20 protein-coding genes are annotated in these 18445 nt (G+C 61.4%); 12 read left to right on the top strand and 8 right to left on the bottom strand.

The genetic code is table 11. The features are described 5' to 3' along the window. Positions 1 to 8: 8 nt before the first annotated feature. The 3 genes from IP76_RS05405 to IP76_RS05395 are packed head-to-tail and all read right to left on the bottom strand — an operon-like array spanning position 9 to position 3175. The gene (locus IP76_RS05405) at positions 9 to 1286 is read right to left on the bottom strand and encodes a DUF4010 domain-containing protein (protein WP_054157144.1); all 1278 of its coding nucleotides are present in this window, start codon (positions 1284 to 1286) and stop codon (positions 9 to 11) included. Positions 1287 to 1328: 42 nt separating this feature from the next. Next, positions 1329 to 2519 (bottom strand): tetratricopeptide repeat protein, encoded by a 1191-nt coding sequence (locus IP76_RS05400; protein ID WP_054157143.1) that lies wholly within the window; start codon positions 2517 to 2519, stop codon positions 1329 to 1331. A gap of 8 nt (positions 2520 to 2527) precedes the next feature. Next, on the bottom strand, positions 2528 to 3175 hold the full coding sequence (locus tag IP76_RS05395) for a thiamine phosphate synthase (RefSeq protein WP_054157142.1): 648 nt from the start codon (positions 3173 to 3175) through the stop codon (positions 2528 to 2530). A 105-nt stretch (positions 3176 to 3280) separates the two neighbouring features. Here IP76_RS05395 and IP76_RS05390 point away from each other — a divergent pair, with 105 nt between their 5' ends. Together IP76_RS05390 and IP76_RS05385 are read left to right on the top strand one after the other, a co-directional pair. After that, positions 3281 to 4057, top strand: coding sequence for a sulfite exporter TauE/SafE family protein (locus tag IP76_RS05390; protein ID WP_054157141.1), 777 nt, complete (start codon positions 3281 to 3283; stop codon positions 4055 to 4057). Positions 4058 to 4125: 68 nt separating this feature from the next. Beyond that, positions 4126 to 4386: a helix-turn-helix transcriptional regulator gene (locus IP76_RS05385; protein ID WP_054157140.1), complete on the top strand. Its 261-nt coding sequence runs from the start codon at positions 4126 to 4128 to the stop codon at positions 4384 to 4386. Between the two features lie 138 nt (positions 4387 to 4524). Here the strand turns inward: IP76_RS05385 and IP76_RS22725 are convergent, their stop codons facing one another. After that, entirely contained in the window at positions 4525 to 4701 is a 177-nt protein-coding gene (locus IP76_RS22725) for a YdcH family protein (RefSeq protein ID WP_082352413.1), read from the bottom strand. Between the two features lie 235 nt (positions 4702 to 4936). Here IP76_RS22725 and IP76_RS05380 point away from each other — a divergent pair, with 235 nt between their 5' ends. The 6 genes from IP76_RS05380 (at position 4937) to IP76_RS05355 (ending at position 8997) form a co-directional block, all read left to right on the top strand. Beyond that, entirely contained in the window at positions 4937 to 5140 is a 204-nt protein-coding gene (locus tag IP76_RS05380; protein WP_054157139.1) for a YdcH family protein, read from the top strand. An 18-nt stretch (positions 5141 to 5158) separates the two neighbouring features. Beyond that, entirely contained in the window at positions 5159 to 5659 is a 501-nt protein-coding gene (gene purE, locus IP76_RS05375) for a 5-(carboxyamino)imidazole ribonucleotide mutase (RefSeq protein WP_054157138.1), read from the top strand. Beyond that, positions 5656 to 6720 (top strand): 5-(carboxyamino)imidazole ribonucleotide synthase, encoded by a 1065-nt coding sequence (locus IP76_RS05370; RefSeq protein ID WP_054157137.1) that lies wholly within the window; start codon positions 5656 to 5658, stop codon positions 6718 to 6720. The genes purE and IP76_RS05370 overlap by 4 nt, the downstream gene beginning before the upstream one ends. A gap of 177 nt (positions 6721 to 6897) precedes the next feature. Then, on the top strand, positions 6898 to 7023 hold the full coding sequence (gene ykgO / locus IP76_RS05365) for a type B 50S ribosomal protein L36 (protein WP_006726873.1): 126 nt from the start codon (positions 6898 to 6900) through the stop codon (positions 7021 to 7023). Between the two features lie 112 nt (positions 7024 to 7135). After that, positions 7136 to 7840 (top strand): tetratricopeptide repeat protein, encoded by a 705-nt coding sequence (locus IP76_RS05360; protein ID WP_054157136.1) that lies wholly within the window; start codon positions 7136 to 7138, stop codon positions 7838 to 7840. A gap of 86 nt (positions 7841 to 7926) precedes the next feature. Continuing rightward, the gene (locus tag IP76_RS05355; protein WP_156318477.1) at positions 7927 to 8997 is read left to right on the top strand and encodes an alpha/beta fold hydrolase; all 1071 of its coding nucleotides are present in this window, start codon (positions 7927 to 7929) and stop codon (positions 8995 to 8997) included. 77 nt (positions 8998 to 9074) lie between these two features. Here IP76_RS05355 and pyk read toward each other — a convergent pair whose 3' ends face one another. Together pyk and IP76_RS05345 are read right to left on the bottom strand one after the other, a co-directional pair. Continuing rightward, positions 9075 to 10514 carry a pyruvate kinase gene (pyk, locus tag IP76_RS05350; RefSeq protein ID WP_054157135.1) on the bottom strand — a complete coding sequence of 480 codons (1440 nt, stop codon included), beginning with the start codon at positions 10512 to 10514 and terminating at the stop codon, positions 9075 to 9077. Then, positions 10514 to 11020, bottom strand: coding sequence for a DUF1036 domain-containing protein (locus tag IP76_RS05345; protein WP_054157134.1), 507 nt, complete (start codon positions 11018 to 11020; stop codon positions 10514 to 10516). Before IP76_RS05345 ends, pyk begins: the two co-directional genes overlap by 1 nt. A gap of 185 nt (positions 11021 to 11205) precedes the next feature. Here IP76_RS05345 and IP76_RS05340 point away from each other — a divergent pair, with 185 nt between their 5' ends. The 3 genes from IP76_RS05340 to IP76_RS05330 all read left to right on the top strand — a co-directional run bounded on the left by IP76_RS05340 (position 11206) and on the right by IP76_RS05330 (position 12686). After that, positions 11206 to 12015: an N-formylglutamate amidohydrolase gene (locus IP76_RS05340; protein ID WP_054157133.1), complete on the top strand. Its 810-nt coding sequence runs from the start codon at positions 11206 to 11208 to the stop codon at positions 12013 to 12015. 11 nt (positions 12016 to 12026) lie between these two features. Further along, a complete protein-coding gene (locus IP76_RS05335) occupies positions 12027 to 12332 on the top strand; it encodes a DUF1244 domain-containing protein (protein ID WP_054157132.1) in 306 nt (101 codons plus the stop codon). An 87-nt stretch (positions 12333 to 12419) separates the two neighbouring features. Next, the gene (locus IP76_RS05330; RefSeq protein WP_054157131.1) at positions 12420 to 12686 is read left to right on the top strand and encodes a DUF2312 domain-containing protein; all 267 of its coding nucleotides are present in this window, start codon (positions 12420 to 12422) and stop codon (positions 12684 to 12686) included. Positions 12687 to 12778: 92 nt separating this feature from the next. Here the strand turns inward: IP76_RS05330 and IP76_RS05325 are convergent, their stop codons facing one another. Both IP76_RS05325 and IP76_RS05320 read right to left on the bottom strand, forming a co-directional pair. Beyond that, entirely contained in the window at positions 12779 to 14476 is a 1698-nt protein-coding gene (locus IP76_RS05325; protein WP_245281391.1) for a DUF882 domain-containing protein, read from the bottom strand. A gap of 316 nt (positions 14477 to 14792) precedes the next feature. Then, positions 14793 to 16334, bottom strand: a complete 1542-nt coding sequence (locus IP76_RS05320; protein ID WP_054157130.1) for a sigma-54 dependent transcriptional regulator — start codon at positions 16332 to 16334, stop codon at positions 14793 to 14795. 259 nt (positions 16335 to 16593) lie between these two features. Here IP76_RS05320 and IP76_RS05315 point away from each other — a divergent pair, with 259 nt between their 5' ends. Continuing rightward, a complete protein-coding gene (locus tag IP76_RS05315; protein ID WP_054157129.1) occupies positions 16594 to 18432 on the top strand; it encodes a M3 family oligoendopeptidase in 1839 nt (612 codons plus the stop codon). Positions 18433 to 18445 lie beyond the last annotated feature (13 nt).

The raw sequence follows: 18445 nt of genomic DNA, 5'->3' as shown, positions 1-18445 counted from the left end.
GCAGGAGGTCAGAGCAGCCCTGTCGTAAGCGGCGCCAGGAGCCCGACGCCAAGCGCGATTGCCGAGACGACACAGACGATGACGGCGAAGGGCCGGCTGCCAGCCACGACAGCATAGCCCGCTTTGGCCAGCATGTTGGCGATGACCGCAATCCCGATGGCATGGCTCGCAACAGGACCGGAGACCCGGTCGAGCATGCCAGACACGGTGACCGTTGCGGCATCGACATCCGCAAGCGCCGAGAGTGCTGAGACCACATATAGCCCCCGATCGCCAAAGACACTGCTTCCGGCCCGCGCAAGAAAAGCAATCACTGCAATCAGCAGCGCCATGCGGACCACCTGGCCCAGTTCGAACGGATTGGCCGGCGGGTCTGCCTTGTTCTCCCCCTCGACCACCGCTCCGCCACGCCCGGCAAGCAGCAACGCTGCGCCACCCATCGCCAGCCCGGCCAAGAGGAGTGAGGGCAGAAGTTCGGAGGCAAGCGATGGCGCAAGGGCGACCACCAGAAATCCGGTGCGGATCAACGATACGCCACCTGCAGCCACGGCACCGGCCGCGAGCCCCGCGGCTGAACCTTCTGCCACGCTGCGCTGGGCGAAAGCGAGTGTCGTTGCTGTCGAAGACACCAGCCCACCAACTGCACCGGCGACGAGATTGCCCTGACCCGGCCCAAGCAAACGCACCGCGACATAGCCGATGAAGGAAATCGATGCGAGGATGATCACCAGAACGACCAGACTACGGGGCGAGACGCCGCCAAAGGGGCCGTAAGGTTGCGATGGGATCAGCGGCAGCAGCAGGAAACCCATGGCGAGCAGCAGGACAGCGGAACGCAACTCAGGCCAGGTCAGCCGCCGGATCGACTGATGCAGGAACTCGCGACTGGAAAGCACGACAACCGTCGCCGCTCCTGCCGCCGACGCAATCACCATGTCGCCCAGCACGGCCAGCACGCCCAGCGCAAAGGCGGCTATGGCCGCAATCACGGTCGTTGCGCTGAAACGGTTCTGCCCCTCCGCTTCCAGCAAAGCAAAACGCAGCAGCGCCGAACTGACGGCAATGAGAAACGCCGCAACAACAAGACCTGGCAACGCAGATGATCCGAGCGATGTCTCGATCAGGCCGGCAAGGCCGCCGGTCATGCCGATCAGAGTGAAGGTCCGGATCCCGGCGATCCGCGCCCCGTCTGGCTCCTCGCGCTCACGCCAGTGCCGCTCGACGCCAATGGCAGCGCCAATTGCAATCGCAAGGCCCAGTCTCTGGAACAGGTCAATCAGGTCCATCTCTTCCGCCCTCCCCCAGACGGCGATCGGCGGTATGTGACCTTAACCCCTCCGGAACCGGTTGGCCTGGTCAATGGCCTGCTTCTGCTGGTCCTCGTTCAGGCCAAGATAGAAATCCTCAAGCCCGACATCCTTGAGACCCGCGCGACGCGACAGCACATACCACTTCGCCGCTTCGACGGGATTGGGTGCCGTGCCGAGCGCGTTGATATAGAGATGCGCCAGCCGGTTCTGCGCAACGACATTGCCACGCTTGGCGGCAATGCTCAGCCAGCGATAGCCCTTCTCGTAGTCGCGCGGACCATTATAGCCGTTCACCTGCCACAGGCCCATATCGAGCTGTGCGGTATCAAAACCGGCCCGCGCGGCACGCTCCATCCATTCGCGGGCGCGGTTCTTCTTTTCCTGCGGGATTTCCTTCAGCGCCGAATAGACCTGCGCCAGCGCATATTGCGCATCAGCGATCCCCTGCTCGGCTGCTTTCTCGTAAAAGGGCATGGCCATGGTGAGGCCGCGCACGCCGGGATTTTCAGAGACCAGGATCTGCGCCCAGTTGAACTGCGCCGAAGCGTTTCCGGCTTCGGCGGCACGGCGCATATAGTCGTCGGCCTTGGCCTTGTCCTGCTCGACGACCCGACCCTCCATCATCATCAGCGCGTATTTGAACATCGCGGCCGGATCGCCGCCCTGGGCTGCCTGAGCATACCAGAAGGCCGCTCCCTTCGGATCGCGCTTGACGCCCAAGCCCCGCGACATGATTTCAGCCAGCAACGTTTGTGCCGCCGGATCGCCGAGTTGAGCGCGCGGCAGCGCCTTGTCGACCGCCGTTAGGAACAGGCCGCGCTGGAACGCGCCATAAGCCTCGTCCGGTTCGTCCGCGAATGGCCGCTCCAGTGGAAGCTCGGGCAACGGCGTTCCCATGCGCAGGAAGATATTGATGCCCTGAAGCTCTTCTTTTCCGCCATCAGGAGAGACCTTCGCACCCTTGACGACCGGAGGGGCCGAATCACGCGCATTGCGGTCGAGCGCTCTGGCATCGCCCGAATTGTCCGGCCCGCCACCGCCGAGGCCGCGCTCAATGGTTCCGGCATCCGCTGGATCTGCGGGCATAATGACCGGCGCATCACCGATATCGAGGCCTTCATCCTCCTGGGCCTGGGCCGCAGACAACGAAAGCACGACCCCGGCAAGGGCTGTACAAATCAGGCGAAGGATTGGCGAGGTTTGGCGCATGACGCGGTCTAAGCTTCAAACCGTGGCGCTTTTTCGTCAAGTTCCGCATTCACCCGTGCAACGATCACAGCGGCGTTTGCAGGATCTTCGAAAACGGCCTTGCCAAGGGCCACAAATTCCACCCCGCTGGCTGCCACGACGACGGCAGAAGCCGGGTCTGTGCCGCCCATGACGATGCACGGGATCTCGATCATCGCCGACCACCACTCGCCGAGTGCCACATTCTTCGAATGTGCTTCAGGCTTGATGTCGCCGTCCAGCTTGCCGAAGAAAACATAGTCGGGCTGCGCCTCGCCGATCTGCAGCGCATGATCGCGGTCCATGGCATTGCCACCACCGACGATCAGCTTGGGCGCATGCTTTTCGACGGCTTCCGCAAGCGCTGCGGCATTGCCGGTCACATGCAAGCCATCAGCCTTCACTCGTCCCGCAGTCCGGCTGTCGTCGACGACCAGTGCCGCCGCACCCGCAGCCTGGATAACCGGCACCAGCGCTTCCGCCGCTTTCTGGAAGGTCGCGTCGTCGCGGCCATAAGAGGGGATAATCACCGAGGCCACGTCGCCGCCGCGCAGCGCATCGCCAACGATCCTTGCGCATTCGGCCGGATCGGCAATATCGGGAACGATGAGAACGAGACGGCAGCGATCTTCGGTCATGCGGGGTCAATCCGGTGATGGGACGGCTCCGCACCCTGCGGAAATGGTCCTCGTAATGTCTGTTTAAATCCGATAGACCGCTCGACCGAAAGGATCAACCGCACAATGCTGACCGACCCGAACTTCTATGCTGTCGCAATCCCCGCAGTAGCGCTGGTTGGCCTGTCAAAAGGCGGTCTTGGCGGTGCTCTGGCATTGATCGGCGTGCCACTGATGGCCTTTGCCGTGCCCCCTATGCAGGCAGCTGCAATCTTCTTGCCGATCCTTCTTGTCATGGATGCGGCAGCGCTCTGGTCCTGGCGCAAGTACAACAGTGCGAGCACCCTCACCGCCATGATGCCGGGCGCATTGATAGGCCTCGGTCTCGGCTGGGCCACATCGAGCTACGTCTCGGCTGACGCCATGCGGCTGGTTTTGGGCGGGATTTCGGTTGTCTTTGCGCTGCGCTACTTCATCGACATCTGGACGGCGCGCAACAGTCCGGCGGCACTGCCGGCCGCCCAGCGCCCACTGGCAGGATCGATCTGGGGATTGCTTTCCGGTTATGGCAGCTTCGTCGCCCATGCGGGCGGCCCGCCATTCCAGGTTTACACACTGCCTTTGAAACTCGACCCCAAGACCTATACCGGCGCGTCTACCCGCTTCTTCGCCATCCTGAACGCCATCAAGGTGATCCCATATTTCGCCCTCGGAGAACTCGATGCGACAAATCTGAAATTGTCGATCGGCCTTCTGCCGGTCGCCCTGATTTCCACACTGATCGGCGCGAAACTCGTCCATCATCTCAGACCCTCCCTCTTCTATCCGCTGATGTACGGCATGGTGCTGGTGGCCGGCGGAAAGCTCTTCTACGACGGCGCAAGTGGCGCCCTCGGCCTTTGACTTTTTGACGAGTGCTGCAGCGCACATTCCCGCTTGCCGGGAAGCGGCCTTTCGCCTAACGTTTGCCCATGACGAACGTGGATCCTTTCATGGCGATTGCAGATCCCAACCGCCGGCAGATCCTGGAGGATCTCCGTCGCGGACCGAGAACCGTCAACGACCTTGCCAGCCAGATGCCGATCAGTCGCCCTGCGGTCTCACAGCACCTGAAAGCCCTGCTTGATTCCGGTCTCGTCGATGTGCGCGCCGAAGGCACACGTCGCATATATTTCATCCGACGTCCCGGCTTTGACCGGATGAACCTCTGGCTCGACCAATTCTGGTCCTGAGCCCCAGCACCCCCGGATCAGCAAACAAAAGCCCCGAAGCTCGGGGGAACTCCGGGGCGGGTTGATGTGGGCTGCTTCATCTATACGGCGGGAGCGACCTTAGGATCGTCTCCCGGCACAGCCCGGAAAGGGTATGGATCAGTGGCGTGTCGAAGCCCTCAGGCGTTCCATTTCATCCTTGAGTCGCAATTTCAGGCGCTTAAGTTCGGCGATCTGCTGATCGTCGGTGGAGGGAGATGCGAGCGCATCATGGAGCTTTTCCTCGATAGCGCCATGCTTCTTCTGCAGCGAGTCAAGATGAGCCTGTATGGTCATTTGATACGTCCTTCCTTGTCGCCTACCTCCAGCCCTCATCCGCTGGAGTTTCAGGCTTTGCGAAAGTAATGTGACACGAGAAATGCGGTTTGTCGAAGGCGAAAGGGCAAATTCCGGCGTCGATAATCGCGCAGAAGGATAACTTCCCGTTACCGGTATTTGGTGATAGGAGCTTGCGCGAATCTCCGGGGCCTTCGTATAGGATGGGCTCGAGGCGCAAAAATGGGGAAAAACGATGGCCGATCAGGAACAGGCTGACATTCGGCTCTCGCTGGCACGGCTTCGCCAGGAGCACGAGGATTACGATGCGGCGATCAACGCCATGATCGCGACCGGATGCGACGCCTTGAGAATCCAGCGGATGAAGAAGAAGAAGCTGGCGATCAAGGACAAGATCACCTCCATCGAAGACCAGATCATCCCCGATATCATCGCATGAAGGCAGAAGGATAGCCTGATGACAGCTGAGTGCCCGCCCGTCGCCATCATCATGGGAAGCCAGTCCGACTGGGAAACCATGAAGAATGCCGCCGACACCCTGGACGCACTCGGCGTCGACTACGAGGCTAGGATCGTTTCGGCACACCGAACGCCTGACCGTATGGTGGCCTTCGCCAAAGGCGCCCGCGACGAGGGCTTCAAGGTGATCATTGCAGGTGCCGGCGGTGCCGCCCACCTGCCCGGCATGGTGGCTTCACTCACCCCGCTTCCGGTCTTCGGCGTACCGGTCCAGTCGAAATCCATGTCCGGTCTCGACAGCCTCTATTCCATCGTCCAGATGCCCGCCGGCATTCCGGTCGGCACACTCGCCATCGGCCGGGCAGGCGCCGTTAATGCCGGCCTGCTCGCTGCCCGTGTCCTTGCCATCTACGACGACGAACTGGCCGACCGCCTGGACGAGTGGATTGCCCGCCAGACAGGCTCTGTTGCCGAATATCCGGTGGACGAAGCGCCATGACCGTTCGCACGATCGGCATTATCGGCGGCGGCCAACTCGGTCGCATGCTGGCCATGGCAGCCGCCCGCCTGAATTACCAGACCGTGATTCTCGAACCGCAGGCAAACAGCCCCGCCGCCCAGCTCGCCAATCGGCAGATCACCGCTGCCTATGACGATGCAGAGGCCCTGGCAGAACTTGCCGAAATCTGCGACGTCGTTACCTACGAATTCGAGAACGTGCCCGTCTCCGCCGCGGAAACCTTGGCGCACAATGTTCCGGTGTATCCGCCGCCAAAAGCGCTGGAAGTCGCCCAGGATCGCGTGACGGAAAAACGCTTCCTCAATGCCTCAGGGATTGAGACCGCCCGCTTCAATGCCATCGACAGCCAGGCTGATCTCGACGCCGCACTCGCCGATTTCGGCGGCGAAGGTGTCTTGAAGACCCGCCGTCTCGGTTACGACGGCAAGGGCCAGAAAGTCTTCCGCAAGGGAGATCCATCCACCGGTGCCTTTGCCGAACTCGGCGGCGTGCCGCTCATCCTCGAAAGCTTCGTGCCCTTTGTCCGCGAGATCTCGATCATCGCTGCCCGCGGCATCGACGGCGACGTGCGTTGCTACGATCCGACGGAAAATGTGCATCGCAATGGCATCCTGCACACCTCGACACTGCCGGCCGCGATCGCCAACGAGACAGCTCAGGCCGCACGCGAGGCCGCAACCAAATTGCTTGATGGCCTCGGCTATGTCGGCGTGGTCGGCATGGAATTCTTCGTGCTCGAAGACGGCACCCTGATTGCCAACGAGATCGCGCCCCGCGTTCACAATTCCGGGCACTGGACGGAAGCCGCCTGCATCGTTTCGCAGTTCGAGCAGCACATCCGTGCCGTTGCGGGCCTCACTCTTGGCGATCCCGTACGCCACTCCGATTGCGTGATGACGAATCTGATTGGTGACGACATCGATTCTGTGCCGGCCTGGCTCGCAAAGCCGAACGTGCTCGTCCATCTCTACGGCAAAACGGAAGCCCGGCCCGGTCGCAAGATGGGTCATGTCACGCAAATCCTGCCGTTCCGGGACTGATAACTCCCGTTTTTTAGCCTTTTGGGCTGGGCAAATGCCGCCCAACCGGTTGACAGGCAGGCCTCCCTCGGGCTAATTGCGCCCAACTCTTCAGGGGCGCGCCCAGCGGCGCGCTTTTGATTGTTTCAGACAGTGGGTGAATGACACATTCCCCGACAATCGTTGTGGACCAGAAAAATGAAGATCAAGAACTCGCTGAAAGCGCTTAAGGCCCGTCATCGCGACAACCGTCTGGTTCGCCGCAAGGGCCGTATCTACATCATCAACAAGCAGAACCCGCGCTTCAAGGCCCGCCAGGGCTGATGCTTCGGGATCTCCGGATCCCGACGCGCTGCTGGTCTGCCCGCCATTCACTGGCGTGTTGATTTCGAAAAATTGAGTTTGAAAGACGGCGCTGAGGGACTACCTTCCCTGAATGCGCCGTTTTTCTTTGCGACTCACCCTTTCCCCGCTGTTTGTCTCCGCCTTGCTCATGACCGGCTCCTCGCTGGCGCAAGCGCCGGATCAGCCCATGCCGACACCGCCGGAGGCTCCCGGCACAATCGTGCCGGAAGCGCGGCCTGGTGCACCCGCAGCACCTAAGGCAGCACCACCTGCAGCCGGGGTCGAGCGCATCCCCGTCAAGGCACCGCCGCCGAAAGTAAAGAGCATCGATGAGATGCTCGTCGAGCTCAAGCGCGAGCGCAATCCGGACGCCGCACGCCAGATCGCCAACAGTGTCCTGGCACGCTGGAGCGAGTCGTCCAGCCCGACCGTCGACCTCCTCATGCAATGGTCCGCCAAGGCAGCCGCTGAAAAGCGCAATGCCGCCGCCCTTGATTTCCTTGACCAGGCGATTGTCCTGAAGCCTGATTTCGCCGGCGCCTGGAACCAGCGAGCCACCCTGCATTTCTCGATGGGCAATTACCGCATGTCCGTCTCGGACATCGAGCGTGTGCTGAAACTCGAGCCCCGCCACTTCGGCGCCATTGCAGGCCTTGCCGGCATCCTCACCGAACGCGGCAGCAAGGATGCTGCCCTTGCCGCCTGGGAACGCTACCTCGAGGTCTTCCCGGCCGACCGTGAGGCACAGGAACTGGTGGCAAAGCTGTCTGAGGAAATCGCCGGGCAGAGGACGTAAACGGTCACCCGTTTCGTGGCCCTTGACGAATGGCTCCACAGCACGATCTCTTGGCGCAGACAGTCCTTGCCTGAAAGATCCCACTCTTGTTCATCGCCTCCCGCCTCGGCATCGTGCTCCTCGGTTTTCTAGCACTGCTCGCCCTCATTCTGGTGGCACTTGCGATTGCCACCCATCTGCGCGCCCGCGCAATCGAGGCTCGGTATCCCAATACAGGCACGCTGACGGATATCGGCGGCTACGGGCTCAACGCGCTGCATCTGCCGGCAGGCGCGGGTGCTGACCTTCCGCCTATTGTCTTCATCCACGGTGCCTCCGGGAATCTGCGTGACCAGGTGGGTGCCTTTCTGGAGCCGCTGGGCGGGCGCGCCGAACTCCTGTTTGTCGACCGGCCGGGACACGGCTATTCGGAGCGCGGCGGGCCAGAAAACGATACGCCGGACGGCCAGGCCAATGCGATTGCCAGACTGATGGAGAAGAAGGGGATCAAGCGTGCAGTCATCGTTGGCCACTCCTTTGGTGGCGCGATTGCAGCTAGCTTCGGGGTGCTGCATCCCGACAAGGTCGAGGGTCTTGTCTTCCTAGCCGCGGCCACCCATCCCTGGCCCGGCGGCGTCGACTGGTATTATCATCTGGCATCGGCACCGATCATCGGGCCGATCTTCTGCAATACGATTGCACTCCATGCCGGCATGGCCCGGCTGGAGCCGGCAACGCACCACGTCTTCGCACCCAATCCGCTTCCGCGAACCTATGTCGAAGACACCGGCCCCGCGCTTGTGCTGCGGCCACAGACATTCCGTGCCAATGCAACCGATGTCGCGGGCCTCCTGGACTACGTCACCCGCTTTTCGCCACGATACAGGGAGATCACACGTCCGACGGTGGTCATCACCGGAGACAGTGATGAAATCGTGCTGGAAGAGATCCACTCAAAAGGCCTTGCCCGCGATATTGCCGGCTCCGAATTGGTCTGGATCGAAGGCCTCGGCCATAAGCCGGACTATGTGGTGACAGAGATTGCGATAGCCGCTATCGAGAAGGTCGCAGGCAACCCACGCGACCTGCAGACCATGGCCCGTGCGGCGGAACCTCGCCTCGCTGCCAACCGCGTTCCATCAAGCGGCTCGACGATGTCTCTACAGGCAGGGCAATAAGGCGAGCGGCCATAACGAAAAAGCCGCCCGAAGGCGGCTTGTCGTAACTTTCAATCACCCCGTCATGGACGAAGGCGTCAGATACCCGTCTGGCCGTCAGAGCCGATATAGGCAATGCGCAGCATGTTCGTTGAACCCGGGGTGCCGAGCGGAACACCGGCCGAAATGATGATCCGGTCACCAGGCTTGCCAAAGCCTTCGTCGACCACGATGCGGCAGGCGCCATTGACCATTTCGTCGAGGTCGGTCGGCTCGGACGAGACGACGCAATGCAGGCCCCAGACGACAGACAGGCGGCGTGCCGTCTGAATGACCGGCGACAATGCGATGATCGGCACTTCCGGACGCTCGCGCGAGGCGCGCAGGCCGGTATTGCCGGACGAGGTATAACAGACGATCGCCTGCAGCTTCAGCGTCTCGGCAATCTGGCGGGCAGCGAGCGAAATCGCGTCGGCACCCGTTGCTTCCGGCTGGGCGCGCTGGGCGTAGATGATGCCCGGATAGTGCGGCTCGCGTTCAACCGTATGCGCGATCGATGCCATGGTGGCCACGGCTTCAACCGGATACTGGCCCGAAGCGGATTCGGCCGAGAGCATGATGGCGTCGGCGCCTTCGAAGACGGCGGTCGCGACGTCGGAGACTTCGGCGCGGGTCGGAACTGGCGCCGTGATCATCGATTCCAGCATCTGGGTAGCAACGACGACAGGCTTGCCTTCGCGGCGGCAGGCGCGGATCAGTTGCTTCTGGATGCCAGGGACGCGCTCGAGCGGCATTTCCACGCCGAGGTCGCCACGGGCAACCATCAGGGCGTCAGAAAGGGCGATGATTTCGTCGATGCGCTCGATGGCCTGCGGCTTCTCGATCTTCGACATCAGGCCAACGCGGCCCTTGGCAATCTTGCGCACTTCGGAGAGATCTTCCGGACGCTGGATGAAGGAGAGCGCAACCCAATCGACATCGTTCACGGCAAGCACGGCGTCGAGGTCGGCGCGGTCCTTGTCGGTGAGTACGCCGGTTGCGAGAATGGTGTCAGGCAGGCTGACGCCCTTGCGGTCGGAGATCTTGGTGCCGGATACGACCGTCGTGACGATGCTCTTGCCATCGCACTTTTCAGCCTTCAGATGCAGCTTGCCGTCGTCGATCAGCAGTCGGTCACCCGGCTTGACAGATTCGAGGATCTCCGGATGCGGCAGGAACACGCGGTTCTGGTCGCCAGGCTCATCCTTGCTGTCGAGGGTAAAGGTCTGGCCCGGCTTCAGTTCCACCGTGGTCTCTGCGAACTTGCCGACGCGCAGCTTCGGACCCTGAAGGTCGGCGAGGATGCCGATCGGACGGCCACAAGCCGCTTCGACATTGCGGATACGCTGCACAAGCGTGCGCATCGTGTCATGGCTCGCATGGCTCATGTTGATGCGGAAAAGATCAGCGCCGGCTTCGTGGAGCTTGCGGATCATTGCCTCGTCGGAGGAGGCGGGACCAAGCGTGGCAAGGATCTTTACTTTGCGGTTGCGCTTCATCAGTTCTGGCTTTCCTGGGTGCCCGACGAATCGGACAGCTGGACCATCCAGCTCCCCTGCCTGCCGGTGTCATATTCTTTGAACCCCATCTGCTGATAGCCGCGTGCGAAGCAATCCTTCACGCCCACGATCTTGAATTCGTTTTCGGCTGCGCACATGTTGATGTCGCCAGCCCAACGCCCACCGCGGGCAGCATCCTCAGCATAGAGATAGTAGTAGCGCGATTGGAGTTCACCCTCGATCAACGTGGCGCAGGTGCCGGCGGGAACCTGCCACCAACCCTCGGTGATCCAGCCCTCTTCCGCCCGGTAGCCGATAGCGACCCCGACGAGGTTCTGGGTGCCATTGCAGACCCGAAACTCGGCATGAGCAGCATCAGCCGCGAGAACGGGTGCAAACAATGCGCCCGCGATCAGGATGGGCTTCAGAAAACGCGCGGCAGCGCGGTCGCAAGTCTGTCGGATTTGCTTCTGCACGGTTGGTGCCGGAACTCCAAAAATACGCATGGGATGCCTTCTTGCGATGCTGGCCAGAGAATGTCAACGCAACTCTAATCGATTGTAATTTCCGCCCCCGGCCAGTCCCGGGACCTTCGTGTCTGATCTTGGCACAAACGTGACGGCCTTGAAAGCTTGCGCTCCTGCATTCCCCATGCGATCAAGCCTTTGCAGCATGGAATGACATCCCGACGATGAATAACGCACCCGTTTTCGAGATACTGGACGGCCGATATGACAGCGGCTTGGTGCTGCTGGCCGATCATGCGACCAATCTCGTGCCGGAGGCCTATGCGCGGCTCGGCCTCGCTGACAGCGCCTTTTCGCGGCATATCGCTTATGACATCGGCATCGAGCCCCTCACGCGTCGCCTGTCAGCCAGGCTTCAGGCGCCAGCCGTGATGTCGCGCTTCTCCCGCCTGCTGATCGATCCGAATCGCGGCGAGGATGATCCGACGATCATCATGCGGATTTCCGACGGCGCGATCATTCCCGGCAACCACCCGATCACAGCCGATGAATGGCAGCACCGTATCGCCACCTATCATCGGCCCTATCATGAAGCTGTATCGGACGTGATTGCGCGTACGGCTGACGCCTCGGGCAAGGCGCCGCTGGTGCTGTCACTGCACTCCTACACTCCGGCCTGGAAAGGCATCCCCCGCCCCTGGCACGCGGCTGTTCTCTGGGACACCGATGAACGCGCCGTTCGCCCCCTGATCGACCAGCTATCCGCGTCGGGCGACATTCTTGTGGGTGACAACGAACCTTATGACGGCGCCTTGAAGGGCGACACCATGTACCGTCACTGCATGATCAAAGGCATCCCGCACGCGCTTCTCGAAGTGCGCCAGGATCTGATCGGCACGGATGATGGCGTCGATACCTGGGTCGACCGGCTGGCGCCGATCTTCGAGCGCCTCAATGCCGACCCGAAGCTGCATGAATATCAGATCCATGCGTCGCGCACCGGCCCCTACCCGGCCGTTGACCCCACGCCCTGAAGGAGATCGTCATGACCTTGCCAACCAAGGACGAGCAGACCGAACTCGAAGCCGCCGCCTTCCGCCGACTGGTCTCGCATCTGCGCAACCGGGCGGATGTGCAGAATATCGACCTGATGAATCTGGCCGGCTTTTGCCGCAACTGTCTGTCCAACTGGTATCTCGATGCGGCACAGGAAAAGGGACTGGGCCTCACGCGCGACGAAAGCCGCGAGATCGTTTACGGCATGCCCTATGACGAATGGAAGGCTCTGAACCAGCGCGAGGCCACGTCTGCGCAGCAACAGGCCTTCGAAAAGAACCGCCCTCAGGAATGAGGCCAAACGCTTTGCTCTTGACGTCGCGCTCGGATCGCGGCACCTGAGCGCCACCGAAAATCCATCCCGAAATCAAGGAGAATGCCCATGTCTGATGCCGCCCACGGCGTCGCCCGCGACCAGCTCCGCGCCTTTGTCGAGCGCATCGAGCGCCTCGAGGAAGAAAAAAAGACGATCGCCGACGACATCAAGGACGTCTATGGCGAAGCCAAGTCCATGGGCTTCGACACCAAGATCCTGAAAAAGGTGATCGCACTGCGCAAGAAGGACGATCAGGAGCGTATGGAAGAGGATCTGATCCTCGACACCTATCTCGCAGCGCTTGGCATGATCGAGAGCCCGCCGGAAGGCTGAGGCCTTCCAATGATGCGGGGACCTCAGACTGAAGGCCCCAATAAAAAACCCGCCTCACGGCGGGTTTTTTCATATCGGCAAACCAGGAAGGATCAGGGCGCCCCGAAACGACTGGGATCGATCGTCGTCGCGTCGAGACGGAAACCATCAGGCACCACGGTCGGCGCGGCAAGCGCACGGGAGACCACGCGCGGCGCCTTGACACTTCTGTCGGAGACCTCAAAACGACCCTGGCTCATTGCCCATTGCTCAAGCATGTTCTTCGTCAGCGACGTACCGCCATACATGGCCATGTGAGCACGCTCCGCCTCTTCCTGACCCGGGCGTCCACCCTTGACCGGGACGGTCGGATCGACCTTGGCGGAACCAGCGGCAGGCTCATCGAAAACATCACCGAACTGGCTTGCAGAAGCAGGCTCAGACTTCGGCGGAATGGAAGCGACTTCGACAGGCCGCTGCGCCGGCTGCGGCGCGGAAACGGCCTCAGGCTCCGCCCGCATCTGCGGAACGGCCACGGGCATATCGCTGGCAGAGCGATTGCTTTCCTCAAGCGCATCGGCAGCTTCCGGCGACAGAATGGCCTGCTCGACCTCGTCGACCTCTGCCTCGGAATCTGCTTGCGCCTTGGCAAGCAAGGCCTCCGCCAGAGCCGGTCGGCTGGCCGGAATCGGCACGGCCAAGCCATCAGGCGACATCATCGAAGGTGCATTCGGATCGATCGACGCCGTCATGACATTGGTCGAGGCATCACCCGGCGCCGGCCGCGGTCCAAGCAAGCTCGGCACCGGAATAGTCATCTCGGCCAGGTCAGGGAATTCGTCGGATGGCGGCTCGACCGGTTGCGGCGTCGCGGAGGCAACCTGCTGCAACGCTTCGCCGGCGGCATTACGCGGCGGCTGATAAAGGGCAACGGCAAGGCTTGCATCGGCCTGGCGGAGCGAAGGACGCGACACTGGAACCGGCGCATCGACACCCGGAAGCGCGCTGGCAACCATTGTCGGCTCGCTGGCCGTAACGACCGGCGGCGGCGGAGCAGCCGGCTCACGCTGGCTTGCAACGGCTGGGCGCTGCGGGACGTCCGGCACGTCTTCCGCTTCATCCTCATCGCCGCCACGAAAGAGCATGGCGAGCAGGTTGCGCGGACGGCTGGAACCCTTTTCCTCGGCCATCATGACAGTGTTGCCACTGGCCAGACGGCGCTTGTATTCGGCCAGCGCCTGCTGGTAACCCGGCAGCGGCTTGCCATCGGACGGAATGTGAACGGTCTTGCCATCCGGGAAAAGACGCACGAGATCCTGACGGTTCATGCGTGGCCAGGCACGCACACCCGCCACGTCCATGTGGACGAAGGGCGAACCGGATGTCGGATAATAGCCAACGCCGCCCGCCTGCATCTTGACGCCCAGCTCGCGCAGCCGCTTGAGCGGCACGCCGGGAATGTAGAAGTCCATCGCCGTGCCCTGCATATGCTGGCTTTCCTTCGCGACACCCTTGGAGCGCGAACGCAGCATGGCATTGGTGGCCGGCGAACGATAAGCGGAGACGACCTTGATATAGCCGGAGGCGCGGGCCTGGCGATAGACCTCCCAAACGAGGTCGAAAAGCCGCGGATCCATCTTTGTGGGCTCGTTGCGGCGCCAGTCGCGCAGAATGTAGTTGAGCTGCTTCAGGCCCTTGGGATCATAGCGACCATTACGCTTGAACGTAATCGAGGCGCGTTCACCGGTATGGACGAATTCGATATTGAGGGTGCGACTCTCCGCGCGCGCCTGTCCGGTTCCCGTGAGCATGAGACCCAGAGACAGGAAGAACACTGCAAAAACGGAAAATGCCAGCCTCGCCGCAAAGTGCGCGCACGCAATCTTTATTTTGCGCCCATCTGCTTGTTGGAGCGCACTGTTTTCTTGCGATGCCTGCAACTCGATCCCCGTAAGCAAAGACTAGGTCCCACGCCACCTGAAATGAACGCTAAATGCGGTCATAGCATGGCAATTGTGCCACAGCCGCACAAGCGTTTCATACATGGTGAACGCTTGCCTAACAAGTATTTAGCCTTATTAGGTGATTAAGCTTACGCGAGAGTTAACAACAGGGGATTGAGCCAAATCAAGCCGCGCTTTTCTGGGGGTTGTCGGGGTCGATGCCGTAGTCCTTCAGCTTTCTGTAGAGAGTCGAGCGGCCGATGCCCAGCTTGCGCGCCACCTGGCTCATCTGGCCACGATAGAATTTCAGCGCAAACCGGATCAATTCCTCTTCGATCTCGGCCAGTTTTCGCACATTTCCGGCCTCGTCGGTACTCACAATGACGTTGGCCATGGACGCGGCCGCGAAGGCCTGGGTCTGGGCTGCGGATTGGCTCGGGACGGACACACGATCGAACAATGCAGCCTGAGCCCGGACAAATGCGGAAGCATCGGCGGCTGCCTGGGCAGCATCGACACCGGCGCTCCGCATCATCTGACGGCGCTCTCCGACCTGTGCCGATATATGCGGGAAATCAGCCTCCCGCAGGCTGGACCCCTCTGCGAGCACGACGGCGCGGAAGACAGCATTTTCGAGCTGGCGCGTATTGCCTGGCCAGTCGAATGCCGTGAGGAGCGCAATCGCCGAGGCTTCGAGCTGAAGCGTCTTGGCGAGCCGCTGCTCCAGCGAAAACCGCTCGACGAAACTGCGCACAAGATGCGGAATATCCTCCTTGCGCCGACGCAGCGATGCGATCGTGATCGGGAAGACGTTGAGGCGATAATAGAGATCCTCGCGGAACCGCCCGGACTTCACCTCTTCTATCAGGTCGCGACTGGTCGCCAGGATCAGACGCACATTGACCTTGGATGCGCGATCCTGGCCAGGACGGCGGATTTCGCCATGCTGGACAATATCGAGAAGACGCATCTGCGTGGAAAGAGGCAGTTCCGCCACCTCGTTGAGATAGAGCGTGCCGCCGTCCGCCTCGAAAAACTTACCCGAAGGGGCGCCCTTCAAGCCCAGGCCAAGATCATTGCCGAACAGGGCCTCGTCCATCTGCGCTGGCGAAATACCGTTGCAATTGACACTGACGAAGGGCCGCGATGAACGCTCGCTGGCCGAATGGATGGCCCGAGCAACCGTTTCCTTGCCAACGCCCGTTTCCCCCTCAAGCATGACGGGAATGGTCGACTGCGCTGCGCGCCGGCCGAGTTCGACGACGCGCGACATGGTCGCACTGACGGCCACAATATCGGCAAAGGTGACCGCGCCGCCGCGCATCCGTCGCGGCGATTTTCCCTGTTGCGCACTCTGATGCACTTTCATCGCCGCTTCGATGGCGCCGACCAACCGGTCACTGCTCACCGGCTTGACGAGGAAGTCGAAGGCTCCGGCCCTGACCGCGTCGAGTGCAAGCTCGTCGGCGCCTTCGGAAATCTCGACGATGACGGGCAAGGCCGCGTTGATTTCGAGTGCGAGGGGCAGAAGTTCGTCGGCGAGATCGGCAACGGTCGCCGAATCGACCACCACCACGCCAATGCTGTCGCGATGACGGATCAGGATCTCGATTCCGTCTTGGCCCGTATCTGCGACATGGACCACATGACCGTGCGCCTCGATTGCAGACTTCATGCTGCGGCGTTCGGCAACATCTTCATCGATGAGTAGGACCTGTGCGTTCAACTTCGTCTCCCCGGATGGACGATAAGGCGCGTTTCGCGCTCCTGGGTTGCAGGTCTCGGAGAGTGACAGAAAGGACTGAACATGTTCTTGGGAGAAACACTCGCATTTTAACGGTCCTTAACCAGTTATGGCACAATCCACAGGCGAGGCGCGACAAAACTCGCCGTTGTGGCACAGACCTGCAACGATCTCCGGAACTTGCCGCGGCGCACATGACTGACTACATCTGGCGCTAACATTGAAAATACGAGGAGCCGCCATGTCGATCGTCCACAGTTCATCTGCCGAAGCCCGCGCCAACCAGGATGCGACGCTTGGCAATCTGCCGGTCTGGCGGCTGGAAGACCTGTATCCCGGCCAGACATCGCCGGAATTTCTCGCAGCACTCGACAAGGCAGCCGCAGACGCGCTGGCCTTTGAAGTGAAGTGGAAGGGCAAGCTGACCGAGGCATTGGAAACTGTTGGCGCCGGCGGGCTCGCTGAGGCGCTCACCGAACTCGATGCGCTGGAAGATCTGCTCGGCCGCATCGCCTCCTATGCCGGCCTCACCTATTATTCCGACATGACGAACCCGGCGAACGGCAAGTTCTTCGGCGATATCCAGGCCAAGCTCACCGACATGTCGTCGCGCCTGCTGTTCTTCCCACTGGAGATGAACCGTCTGGCCGATGACGCGGTCGACGCCGCCATGGACCGTGACGCAGCCCTTGCCCATTTTCGCCCCTGGATCGTTGATCTGAGGAAGGACAAGCCGTTCCAGCTCGACGATCGGATCGAACAACTCTTCCTCGAAAAGTCGCAGACCGGCGCTGCCGCCTTCAACCGTCTCTTCGATGAAACGCTGGCCTCGCTGCGCTTCAAGATCGGCGAAGATGAAATGCCGCTCGAGCCGACGCTGACGCTGCTGCAGGATGCTGATCCGGAAAAGCGCCGGCAGGCCGCCATGGCCCTGTCAAAGACCTTCAAGGACAATGCCCGCATCTTCACGCTGGTGACCAACACGCTGGCGAAGGACAAGGAGATCTCCGATCGCTGGCGCGGCTTCGAAGACATTGCCGATAGTCGCCATCTGGCAAACCGCGTCGAGCGCGAAGTCGTCGACGCGCTCGCCGAAGCCGTACGTGAAGCCTATCCGCGCCTGTCGCACCGCTATTACAAGATGAAGGCCAAATGGCTCGGCATGGACCGGATGAATTTCTGGGACCGCAATGCGCCGCTCGCCGAAACCCCGGATCGTCTGATCCCCTGGAATGAAGCGAAAGACATGGTGCTCTCCGCCTATGGCGGCTTTGCCCCTGAAATGGCCGAGATTGCCGGACGCTTCTTTGACGGCGGCTGGATCGATGCGCCAGCCCGTCCGGGCAAGGCCCCGGGTGCTTTTGCTCATCCGACAGTGCCCTCGGCACATCCCTATGTTCTGGTCAACTATCTCGGCAAGCCGCGCGATGTCATGACGCTAGCCCACGAACTCGGCCATGGCGTGCACCAGGTGCTGGCGGGCGGCCAGGGCGCACTGATGTGCAATACCCCACTGACACTTGCAGAAACGGCATCTGTCTTCGGCGAGATGCTGACATTCCGCGCCCTCCTCGACAAGACGACCGACAGCAAAGAACGCAAGGCCATGCTGGCCCAGAAGGTCGAGGACATGATCAATACGGTCGTGCGACAGATCGCCTTCTACCAGTTCGAGCGCAAGCTCCACACCGCCCGCAAGGACGGCGAACTGACCTCCGAGCAGATCGGCGAACTGTGGCTATCGGTCCAGCAGGAAAGCCTCGGACCGGCCATCGAAATCTCGGAAGGCTACGAGACCTGGTGGACCTACATCCCCCACTTCATCCACTCGCCCTTCTACGTCTACGCTTATGCCTTCGGCGACTGCCTGGTGAACTCGCTCTATGCGGTCTACCAGAATGCCGACCAGGGCTTCCAGGACAAGTATTTCGAACTCCTGAAGGCAGGCGGCACGAAGCACCATTCCGAACTCCTCGCCCCCTTCGGCCTGGACGCGACCGATCCGTCGTTCTGGGCCAAGGGTCTGTCGATGATTGAGGGGCTGATCGACGAGTTGGAAGCGCTAGATAAGGCAGCTTGAACTGGAGCAGCCG

It is taken from the genome of Rhizobium sp. AAP43 (assembly GCF_001296045.1).
Lineage (GTDB): Bacteria > Pseudomonadota > Alphaproteobacteria > Rhizobiales > Rhizobiaceae > Allorhizobium.
The sequence above is the reverse complement of the archived record's forward strand: the minus strand, read 5'-3'. Positions and strand labels throughout refer to the sequence as shown.